This window comes from Microcystis sp. M015S2 (assembly GCF_020245945.1).
In the GTDB taxonomy this organism is placed as follows: Bacteria; Cyanobacteriota; Cyanobacteriia; order Cyanobacteriales; family Microcystaceae; genus Microcystis.
On sequence record NZ_JADBTX010000119.1, the window covers coordinates 23,078 to 34,215 of the forward strand.

Annotated in this window: 11 protein-coding genes; 3 read left to right on the forward strand and 8 right to left on the reverse strand. The window is 41.8% G+C overall.

The window, feature by feature from the left end; genetic code table 11:
* Positions 1-100 precede the first annotated feature (100 nt).
* The 3 genes from IM473_RS19730 to IM473_RS19740 all read left to right on the forward strand — a co-directional run bounded on the left by IM473_RS19730 (position 101) and on the right by IM473_RS19740 (position 2,988).
* Positions 101-1,786, forward strand: a complete 1,686-nt coding sequence (locus IM473_RS19730) for a glycosyltransferase (protein ID WP_287660586.1) — start codon at positions 101-103, stop codon at positions 1,784-1,786.
* Between the two features lie 95 nt (positions 1,787-1,881).
* On the forward strand, positions 1,882-2,106 hold the full coding sequence (locus IM473_RS19735; RefSeq protein WP_016516721.1) for a ferredoxin family protein: 225 nt from the start codon (positions 1,882-1,884) through the stop codon (positions 2,104-2,106).
* A 144-nt stretch (positions 2,107-2,250) separates the two neighbouring features.
* Positions 2,251-2,988: an ABC transporter ATP-binding protein gene (locus tag IM473_RS19740; RefSeq protein ID WP_287660587.1), complete on the forward strand. Its 738-nt coding sequence runs from the start codon at positions 2,251-2,253 to the stop codon at positions 2,986-2,988.
* A gap of 194 nt (positions 2,989-3,182) precedes the next feature.
* Here IM473_RS19740 and IM473_RS19745 read toward each other — a convergent pair whose 3' ends face one another.
* From IM473_RS19745 to hoxE, 8 genes are all read right to left on the reverse strand, one after another.
* The gene (locus IM473_RS19745) at positions 3,183-4,268 is read right to left on the reverse strand and encodes an alanine/ornithine racemase family PLP-dependent enzyme (protein ID WP_287660588.1); all 1,086 of its coding nucleotides are present in this window, start codon (positions 4,266-4,268) and stop codon (positions 3,183-3,185) included.
* A 4-nt stretch (positions 4,269-4,272) separates the two neighbouring features.
* Positions 4,273-5,394 carry an N-acetyltransferase DgcN family protein gene (locus IM473_RS19750; RefSeq protein ID WP_287660590.1) on the reverse strand — a complete coding sequence of 374 codons (1,122 nt, stop codon included), beginning with the start codon at positions 5,392-5,394 and terminating at the stop codon, positions 4,273-4,275.
* A 61-nt stretch (positions 5,395-5,455) separates the two neighbouring features.
* Positions 5,456-5,665 (reverse strand): DUF3134 family protein, encoded by a 210-nt coding sequence (locus IM473_RS19755; RefSeq protein WP_287660591.1) that lies wholly within the window; start codon positions 5,663-5,665, stop codon positions 5,456-5,458.
* 252 nt (positions 5,666-5,917) lie between these two features.
* Positions 5,918-6,226 carry a photosystem II assembly protein Psb34 gene (gene psb34, locus IM473_RS19760; RefSeq protein ID WP_002734380.1) on the reverse strand — a complete coding sequence of 103 codons (309 nt, stop codon included), beginning with the start codon at positions 6,224-6,226 and terminating at the stop codon, positions 5,918-5,920.
* Positions 6,227-6,399: 173 nt separating this feature from the next.
* A complete protein-coding gene (locus tag IM473_RS19765; RefSeq protein ID WP_287660592.1) occupies positions 6,400-7,773 on the reverse strand; it encodes a gluconeogenesis factor YvcK family protein in 1,374 nt (457 codons plus the stop codon).
* A gap of 73 nt (positions 7,774-7,846) precedes the next feature.
* Entirely contained in the window at positions 7,847-8,332 is a 486-nt protein-coding gene (locus tag IM473_RS19770; RefSeq protein WP_002786850.1) for a Tic20 family protein, read from the reverse strand.
* Between the two features lie 122 nt (positions 8,333-8,454).
* On the reverse strand, positions 8,455-10,062 hold the full coding sequence (locus IM473_RS19775) for a NuoF family protein (protein WP_287660593.1): 1,608 nt from the start codon (positions 10,060-10,062) through the stop codon (positions 8,455-8,457).
* Positions 10,063-10,090: 28 nt separating this feature from the next.
* A complete protein-coding gene (hoxE, locus tag IM473_RS19780; RefSeq protein WP_004158282.1) occupies positions 10,091-10,600 on the reverse strand; it encodes a bidirectional hydrogenase complex protein HoxE in 510 nt (169 codons plus the stop codon).
* Between the last annotated feature and the right edge of the window lie 538 nt (positions 10,601-11,138).

An 11,138-nucleotide genomic window follows, 5' to 3' on the forward strand; every position in this document is an offset into this window, starting at 1 on the left:
ACATCTTGACAATTCTCTTGATCGAATATAGAGTCTTAAAATCTTCTTTTCCAGAATTATCAAAAAATTTCCCTGTCTTGAATTGCGACAAGATAAGCCAATGAATCCTAGTTATAATAACTCTATACCAGTGCAGAGGATCAAAGTTTCTGTAATTGTTTCTACCTATAAATCAGCGGAGTTTATCCGGGGTTGTCTAGAGGATTTAGTTACTCAAACTCTTTATGAAAAGGGAGAAGTAGAAATTATTATTATCGATAGTGCTTCTCCGGAGAATGAAGGGGAGATTATCCAAGAGTTTCAAGAAAATTATCCTAATATTATTTACCAGAGAACTCAAGAACGAGAAACCCTTTATCAAGCTTGGAATCGTGCTATTAAACTAGCTAGGGGTTCCTATATCACCAATGGGAACACTGATGATCGTCGCTGTTTCAATGCTCTGGAAATTATGGCTAATTATCTAGATAACAATAGAGAGATTAGTTTAGTTTATGCCGATCAATTAATTACCACCCTCAAAAATGATACTTTTGCCACCACCCAAGCTTTAAAACATTGGAATTGGCCAAATTACTCCTATCAACAGATGTGTCAAGGTTGTTGTGTGGGTTCTCAACCAATGTGGCGAAAAATGCTGCACGATAAATATGGTTATTTTCAGGAAAATTTTCGCTGTGCTGGTGATTACGAATTTTGGTTAAGAATCGGCATTCAAGGCGAAAAAATGGCTTTAATTCCTGAGATTTTAGGTTTATATTATTTAAATCTTCAAGGTTTAGAACATGGCAGTAATGGTCAAGCATTACAAGAACATTATCAGGTGTGTAAAATCTATGAAATTCCTCACCCAGAAATTAAGGATATAGAAATTAAACCCAATCTAGTTAAGATGGAAGATTTAGGAATAATTTTACAGGAAGATGAGCGAGAAAAATTGCAAACAATTCAAGCTATCTCCCAGAAGAAACCCCCAATTATTGTTATTGATGGCGTAATTTTTCAAATCGATCAAGGAAAATTAGCCAGGGTTTGGTATTCAATTCTAGAGCATTGGAGTCAATTAGAATTTAGTCAATACATTGTTATTTTAGATAGAAATAACAGCGCACCACGATGGGAAGAATTTAAATATTGGCCCGCGGAATCCTACGATTATAATTGTACGGGAAAGGATGCCAGAAAAATTCAAGCTATTTGCGATCGCCTACAGGCAAATTTATTTATTTCCACTTTTTATACCAGTCCCTTAACCACTCCTTCTCTACTTTTGCTTGCTTCTGAATTCCCAGAAGAAAACGGCAATTTACCAGTAGATTTAGAAAAACACTATGCAATTTTATCCGCTTCTAGAATCATCGCTTTTTCCTCTAATATTGCCCAAGATTTAAGAAAGTTATACCCGAAAATTACCCCCGAAAAGATTAATATTATCGAGTTTTTTGAAGTTAATCAAACAATAGCGGAAGAAATCACTAATTTTTTCCAGTATGCGCTCAGTGAAAGTAAGGAATCAAGTCAGGATCAAGTCTGGTTAGAGTTAAGAAAATTACAGGAAGCACAACAGATAATGTATCTCAAACAACAGCAAGATTATCGTACTATGCAAGAGATGGTAATATCCCTAAAAGAATTAGATAATAATCATAACTATCTCCAGAAAAATAATCAGGAATTACGGGAAGAAATTAACTATTTATCCTCTCGTAAGGGAATAGTAAAAACCCTAGCGAAAACTTCTATTTTACTTCTTGCTAAGATCAAGAAAAAACTCCCAATATTTTAGGGAATTAAGAGAAAGTTTCCTAACAATGATCCGATCCTGGCACGGCAGTGCCTAAAAGTGGTAAAGTAATGTTAAGAATTAGAGGAGAAAACACTGTGCCACATTCGATCGTCACTGGAATTTGTGAAGGGGTTGCCGATTGCGTTTCCGCTTGTCCTGTTGCTTGTATCCATCCGGGACCTGGTAAAAATGTTAAAGGAACCGATTGGTATTGGATTGATTTTGCCACTTGTATCGACTGTGGTATCTGTCTTCAAGTATGTCCCGTCGAAGGTGCAATTCTGCCAGAAGAACGTCCCGATTTACAAAAAACTCCCTAATTTATCAGTTATCAGTTATCAGTTGTGAGTTTTCAGTTTACTGCTTACTGTTCACTGAAAATGCTCCCCACTTCCCCACTTCCCAATTCATAATTCATAATTCATAATTCATATTACTCTCTCCTATCTCCTTTTTACCTTACCATGGATTATCTTTTAGAAGTTGAACAAGTTTATGCCGGTTATGTGCAGGATTTATACATATTGCAAGGGGTTAACTTTCGCATTGCACCGGGGGAATTAGTCACGGTTATCGGTCCCAATGGTGCGGGAAAATCTACCCTTGCTAAGACGATTTTTGGTTTATTAAAACCCAGTGCTGGAACTATCACTTTTAAGGGACAAAATATCGCCGGTTGGAAATCTAATCAAATCGTTACCCTCGGAATGGGTTATGTTCCCCAAATTGCTAATGTTTTTCCATCCCTGAGCATAGAGGAAAATCTGGAAATGGGAGCTTTTACGAGCAAAGGAAATATAAAATCTTTAAAAGAGCGCATTTATGCCATGTTTCCCCGTTTGCTCGAGCGCCGTCGTCAGAAAGCTGGCACTTTATCCGGAGGAGAAAGACAGATGTTAGCCATGGGACGAGCGCTGATGTTGGAACCGGATTTATTAATTCTCGATGAACCTTCGGCAGCTTTATCTCCTATCTTAGTAACCAGCGTTTTTGAACAGATAAAAGCGATTAATCAGACGGGAACTGCAATTATTTTAGTGGAACAGAATGCCAAAAAAGCCCTAATGATGTCTGATCGAGGTTATGTTTTAGAAAGTGGTCAAGATCGTTTTCAGGGATCGGGTCAAGATTTACTCAATAACCCGAAAGTAGGGGAATTATACCTCGGGACGGCTGATCATAGGGACAAACGAGATGATTAGGAATTTGTTAAGGATTGAGGGGGATTTTGATTTCTTCCCAGAATTTATCCATCTGCATCAGTTACAAGCTTCTTGCGGGAAGCTTTTGTTGCCTATTCTAGTGACAATAACCCCCAAAAACAGGAGGTACATAGGGTTTGCTGAAAAAGTTTTTCAGCAAACCCTAAATATATCTGTGGATATTTATTAATCGATCAAGACAGTTGTGCTACTGCATTGAGAGCATAACTTTTAGTAATAAAAGGAGAAGTCATGGCTGTTAAAAGTCCTCCGTAATCAAGATTAAAACTGACTTCGCTTCCTACTTTTAACTTCTTGTTATGACTATCAAGAACTAGATGATCGCTACTAGAACCTAATATTTTTATATCCTGACTTGTTTGTAATCCAGAGATAAGAATATCCTGTCTTCCTAATGCAATAATAACTCGACGGTGAATGCCTTGATCGATAAAGCTGGGAACATTACCAAAAGCATCTCGACCAATTTCTCCAGAGGGTAGAGATGGTTTATCTTTGGATTCGATTACTTCAGCAATTAACCGAAAAGCATCGGTATATAAGCCTGGTATCACTTGTCGATTAACTGTTTCACAACCTAATAAAATTGATTCTCCTAAACGCAGATTATTAATCCGACCAACTTCGCTACTTTTTTGATACCATTGATAGTTAGCAGAATTGCCTCCTGAAATAATCGGTAATTTTATTAAAAATTCCTGCTCAATTGTATCTGTTAATACAGATAATTTGCTCATATTATGGCTATCAGGTTTAATACCTCCATAACAAGCCAAATTACAACCCAGTCCAATAATTTTGATAAAGGGAAAAGCGAGGGTCTTTTTGATGAACTTGACCAGATCTTTCGGCAGTACACCTTCGCGTAAATCCCCTAACTCCGTCATGATAATAATGCGGTGTATTTTTTGCTTTTCTTGAGCATAATAGGAAAGTTCCTGAATTGTTGCTAATTCGGTATTTAAGCTGATATCTGCAATGTTAACCACTGATTCTGCTTGACTCAAGGCAGTACGCAACAGAACAAAAGTTGTCACTATTCCTGCTTGTTTCATTTTGAGAATATTTTCGATTCGAGAGTCAGCGATAAAGTTGACTCCACCTTGAATCATCGCCAAGGCGATCGAGGGATCACCCAAAATCGCTTTGGAAACTCCCATCACAGAAAGTCCCTTGCTGCCGTATAATTGGCAGAGTAAACGAGCATTATGGCGTATTTTCGGGAGAGAAATCTCGATTCTGGGTAAAAGGTCTTTCATCAGCCTATTTGCTCCCAATTGCGGGAATTGCAGCTAAAATTTCTCCTTTGATTTTCTGGTTTAATTTCGGAAAGCGATCGCATAAAGCTTGGACTAATTTCTCACATCCGTGTAACAAAACATCAGTAGTCGGTAACTGAAAATCTCGCTCATATTTGGCAATAATACGCTCAGTGGCTGCTGCGGTGAGATTTTCGTGATTAATCGCAATAGCGATAACTTTAGTGGGAGAAATTGCCTCAATTAGTGAAATTTCTTCCTGTAATTTTGGCATGGCTAAATGAGGAAAATCACAGCGAAATTTTCGGGCTGGGGGATGTTGTAAAATAATCCCATCGGGCCTACTTCCTTTCAAAATTCCCACGGAACCCATAAAAGCAGGATGACTCAGAGAACTTTGTCCTTCCACTAAAATAATATCGGGTTTTTCTTGCTCAAAAGCTTGAACCACAGCATTTTCAATTTCACCGATGACAAATTGAGAAACCAAAGCGTCGATCGAAACCCCATATCTTGCTCCCTGCATCAAGCTAGTTTGTCCAGTAGCGACTAAGACAGACTTAATACCCAAGCCTTGGAGAGTTTGATTAACTGCTACCGCAGTGGTCATTTTTCCGCAAGCACAATCGGTTCCTAAAAAGGCAATAACGGGTATATTTACTTGGGAAATTTGCCCAGTAAATACATGAAGATCAGCTAATTGTGGTGGTTTACGAATGTCTGTAATTTGCACACCATACTGACTAGCTTGCTCCCTAAATTCTAAATCCTCGGAGAAGAATTGATGCAAACCATTAATAATCTCCATTCCTTCTGCCATTGCTTCTAAAATTAGCAGCCTTTCTAGGGGGGGAATAAACGCTTCTAAGGGTGCTTTGCCGTAGATATAACAATTGGGAACATCTCTAAGTTTTTCTAAGGCTGTTTGTAAATTGGCAAAAATGGGAATATGATTTTTTTTGTCTCCTAATGCTTCTCCCGCATCTTTTCCTGCTAAGGAACTATCCAGCACACCAACAATTGTATATATTTCTGATTGTCGGATCAAGCCAGCTGCCGTTTTTCCGTCCACACGTCCAAATTGATTTTCACAGTAAATTAAAGCCGTTTTTTTCGTTGATACCACTTTCTTAATCTCCTGAATATTAGATAATTAAAATTTCACTCCTAACTCCCAGTCAGACTATTTATTCTTCTTCTTCTATAGCATAATTATCTGGATCGATAATATCGTCTAGTTCTTCTAAAATTTGCAAATCGGGATGAGCATCAGGTTGACGTAATTTTAATCTTCCTGTCCGTTCTAACCAATGGAGAAGGGTTTCTTTGGAAGTTATCTGCATAACAGGAATTGCCTGATAGCGAGGTTCTTGACTAAGAGAAGGATTAAATTTCATACCTGTTGAATTTCCTTTGAGAAGTTATCTCTATTGGTTGTTCTATTGTTGATCACGAAGCAACCCACAAAAAACTGAAAAAAATTGTCAAGTTTAGCAAAGTAAAAAAGTTCAGCTGTCAGATTTACTATTTGGACAGATAGATAGAGTCGGTTCCAATATATGCTCCCGATACTTGGGATGCAGACTCTATGGTGTAAATTAAAGTTTTCCTGTCTCGCTCAACTTAAATGTCAATCCTACGGTTTTTATCTAGCTAACGGAAAAGGTGATTAATAACACCAAAGCAACCAATAAAACCGCCCCTACTCCTTGCAAAATATACCATTTTTGCTGTTCTAAAGATGGGGATTTTGATAGATAAATCTTGGGTTCGCTACCATAGTTATTGATGATTCCTTCATCATCTACTGTATAGCCCTCTGGGAGAGGTATATTAAGTGATTGATAGTTTTGCCCGTTTATATCTAGTTTAACCTCAGCAGGAATTAATTCACTTCCATCGCTTGGGGAATAGACTGTCGCACCTGTCTCTTGATTAGATTTAGTAGAGTAGTGCATGATCATCTCTCTTCAAAATCTGAGTATAACACAGAATAAGGCGAAATGGTTTTTCGGCTAATTTTTTCCTAGGGCTTTAATCAGCAAATTTGGCTAATGTCGGCAAATTAAAGCCAAAAATATGATTTTATAACTTGACAAAGCTAGATAAAAACATTTAGTCATCTCGCTATTCACTTTTTAGCATACCAGCGCCATAAAACTCGCGCTAAACGTTGGGGATCATGACTAACTTTGGCAGTAACTTCATCTTCTGCCATTACATTCGCTAAAACAATCCGATAACCCATTTTTCCCACCTCCTCGCGGTCTAAAAACACAGGATGACTATGCTCTTGGGCGTATAATTGCAGAGATTGGGGCGATGGTGCAGTTCTTTGGGCTAAAACTGCATCAAAGACGCGTTCCTCGCAGACTTTTTCGATCGCCCGAATATGATCAGCCACCGAATAATTATCCGTTTCCCCCGGCTGGGTCATAATATTACAAACATAGACGCGGGGGACTGTCACCTGTGCTAGGGCCTGACGAATTGCGGGAACCAACAAATTAGGGATAATACTGGTATAAAGACTACCCGGCCCGATGATAATATAATCTGCATCCCTGATCGCCGCTAAAGCAGCCGGTAAAGCGACCGGATCGGCAGGATGACAGCCAATCTGACGAATTTGCCCCATAGCTTCGGTTATCTTCGATTCTCCCTCAATAATGCGCCCATCGGCTAACTTAGCCCAGAGACTAACATCGGTAAGGGTAGCAGGTAGAACTTTACCGCGAATGGCCAAAACTTTGGCACTAGCATCGATCGCCTGTTCCAGATCGCCGGTAATCTCGGTCATAGCGCTGATAAATAAATTACCAAAACTGTGGCCCGATAAACCATCTCCGGCATGAAAGCGATATTGAAACAATTCCGTTAATAACTTTTCCTCATCGGCTAAAGCGGCGATACAATTGCGAATATCCCCCGGGGGTAAAATGCCCATTTCCCGGCGTAATCGGCCCGAAGAACCGCCATCATCAGCTACGGTGACAATAGCGGTGATATTAGAACTATACTGTTTTAAACCGCGTAAAAGCGTCGATAAACCCGTACCGCCACCGATGGCCACAATTTTCGGGCCGCGATGGAGACGACGATGGGTGCGTAGGAGATCAACTAATTCCTCCGATGCGTCCGGTTGTAGTGCTTCTGTAATCGTTTCGACGGTGCGACTCTGACCCCAGAATAACAAAAAGACACCCAACAAAACCGCCAGCGGCCCGGAAACAGAATTAGGGACCAAACGGGCGATCGTTTCTAATGCTTGGGAAACAAACTCTAAAAAGCGATTAACTGGGGTTAATTTTACCCAAATAGCCAAACCGAAGGAGGTGAGAAAAACGCCGGTTAAACTAATTAAAAGCCAGCGTTTGACAAAAAGACCGGGAGAAAGCCATTTAAACCAACGATTAACCCGTTTAGGCGTTTTTCTGCCCACAGAAGCGGCTATTTTCCCCTTCTGAGCGTTGAGTTCCCGTAGCGTCTGTTTAAATGGACTCATAGATGTGGCCTGGCAGCGAACGCATTGATTCTGGAGAGACTGTAGCCGAAAAAGGGGACAAACTCAAGTTAACCTAACCTCCCACCTGGGAATAGGCCGCCTCGGAAATTGTGGGAATATCGGCGTATTTACCGATAACCGACTGTATAATGCTGTAAACACAGGCGGCAAATGCTCCTAAAAAGACGACATTAAAAAGAGTTTCTACCACTAAATTCGCCCCTAAACCCCTAGCGACGAAACCTAAGGCCAATCCCAATAAATACACCAAAATATCGATTAAAATCGCCTGCATGGTGTTAAACCGGATAAAATGACTGATGCGGGGATTGCGTACCACGGCAAAAAAGAGAACGAAAAAGATAATTAAACTGCCAAAGCTTCCCAGAGAACTATAGAGAAAAGCTAAGGGAGTTAAAACTATTGCTAAGGCCGCTCCTAAAAAAGGAATTTGCTGAAAGATAAAGATACCGAAGGCAAAAGCCGAATATAAGGGTAAAAGATATACTAAAGCTGCAAAAATGCGATCTTTTGTATCGGTTGAGCCGCGCCAAGTCATAATCTATTGTCTCCTGAGACTACTGCTAACTCTCTTCAAGATAACCCGGCAGCCCACCAGACTTCGCGTAACCGAAAAAATTGCTCGAGGCCGAAGATTGTTAGGCCTCGAGCGAGTTATTCTCAAACAGAGACGGGGTGCTTGGTTTCCTGTAACAGAGCCAGATATTCCTCCTTAAAATACTTTAGGGTACTTAAAATCGGATTGGGAGCGCTTTGACCAAGACCACAAAGACTGGTTTCTTTGACCATTTGACAGAGATGTTCTAGGTTTTCGAGGTCGTGAATATCGGCTTTTCGAGCGATAATTTTGGCCAATAATTCAAACATTTGTACTGTTCCCGTGCGACAGGGGATACATTTACCACAGGACTCCTCGCGACAGAATTCCATATAGAATTTCGCCACTTCCACCATGCTGGTGGTATCATCCATAACCACCATCCCCCCAGATCCCATCATCGAACCGAGTTTGGCTAAGGATTCGTAATCCACGGGAGTATCGAGTAAATTAGCGGGAATACAACCCCCAGAGGGTCCGCCGGTTTGTACCGCTTTCACTTGACCATCGGGAATACCACCCCCCATCTCCTCGACAATTTCCCGGAGAGTAATGCCCATCGGCACTTCAATCAGCCCATTATTGCGGATTTTTCCCGTTAAAGCGAAGATTTTTGTGCCTTTACTGCTGGCAGTACCGATATTAGCGTACCAAGCGGCTCCCTCGCGGATAATAGCGGCGATATTAGCGTAGGACTCCACGTTATTAATCAGGGTGGGACAACCATCGAGGCCCGATTGGGCCGGATAGGGGGGACGGGTGCGGGGAGTGCCGCGGCCGCCTTCGATGGAATGGATGAGAGCGGTTTCCTCTCCACAGACAAAAGCTCCCGCCCCGATGCGGATATCCACCTTAAAATCGAAAGTGGACTCGAAGACTTGGGAACCCATTAAACCAAATTTTTTGGACTGATTAATCGCTTTTTGCAGACGATCGATCGCCAGAGGATATTCGGCTCTAACATAGATATAACCATGATCCGCCCCCACAGCATAGGCAGCGATCGCCATTCCTTCCAGGACTAAATGGGGGTCACTTTCCAAAACACTGCGGTCCATAAACGCCCCGGGGTCGCCTTCATCGGCATTACAGATAACGTATTTTTGTTGACCCGGTTGTTTAGCCACCGTCGCCCATTTTAAACCAGTGGGATAACCCGCACCGCCCCGGCCACGCAAACCGCTTTTGATGATTTCCTCCACCACCTGGGCCGGAGTCATCTCGTAGAGGGCCTTGTAGAGAGATTGATAACCCCCGACGGCGATATATTCCTCAATGCGATCGGGATCGATTTTACCGCTATTTTCCCGGACAATTTTGACTTGATGGGAGAAAAAGGGATGTTTTGAGTCCCCTAATTGCACCTCGGTTTTGCCGCCGTTTAAGGCTGCAATAATGCTGGCCGCACTTTCCGGGGTGACTTCTTCGTATAAGAGATCCTGGGGATCCACTTCCACCAACGGACCGCGACCACAAAAACCCATACAACCGACCCCCACCACTTCGACTGTATCCTCTAGGTGTGCCTCTTTCACGGCAGTGGCGAGGTTTTTTTCGATTTGGAGGGAGTTAGCAGCTTGGCAACCGGTGGAAGTGCAACAATGCACCCGGATGCTTTTTTGTCTAGTTTTTTCTTTCTCGGCCACTGCCAATAATTCTTGTAAGTCCATATTCTTCTCAATCCACTAAAGTGAAAAATTACTGGGAGAAACTCTGTAGTTTCGCTAAGACAGTTTCCGAATCTTGTTTCGGGGCCACGACTCCATCGAAGACCACGGCCGGTGCAATCCCACAGGCCCCGATACAACGGGCCGACACTAGGGAAATTTCTCCATCGGCGGTGGTTTCTCCCACTTTGACATCAAAGCTGTTTTCGATGTCTTCGAGGATTTTGCCGCTGCCTTTGACATAACAAGCAGTCCCCATACAGACGATACAGGTGTGTTTTCCCGCCGGTTTCAGGGAAAAGAGATGGTAGAAGGTTGCTACCCCATAGACGCGACTGAGGGGCAGTTTTAGCGCCCGGGCAACGTAGAGGAGAACATCTTCTTCTAGGAATCCAAAGGCTTCTTGGGCTTTGTGCAGGACTTCAATCAGGGCTGATTGATTATATCCTGCCCGCTTCATGGTAATGTCGAGGACTTTGAAGCGTTTATCGCCACTGGGATGCTCTTTTTTCTCCGTTTGACGAGGATTGGCAGTTTGCATAAATCTGAACCAAATAAATTTTAGGGGCGATGACGGGAAAAAGATGGAGAGTTGTCGGTTTTCCTTGGTCATCTCCCTGCTTTTATTCTGACACTGGCTCCGGAGGGCGATCGATAACTTTATCTTTCCTTTAGTTATTGGGGAATAGGGGATTTTTCTGTTATCAGTAACCGGTCGGGGATTTAGGAGATGGGGGATGGGGTAAAAAGCCGCCCCTTGCCAGAGTGCCTCTCTCAAAAATAGCCATTAATTCTGCACGACTACTTCATTGATCAAGTGGTTCAAGGAAAGTTTGTCAACCCTGAGCAAGCTAATTTTTTTTAAGCCACTTCCCTAACCTGTTGAAGATGAATTTAACCTGTTGTTCAAGAATCTGGGCTAAGATATTAAGGCAATGCTCTGACAGGGGGACAAGCAAGCTGAAAAGCTTATGTAGCATGGAATACAGACACAGACTCCCAAAAAAGATAAGTCATATTTACTATATATGACCTAAATAACGAAAATGATAAGTGAACTATACCAGAAAGTCTTAGAG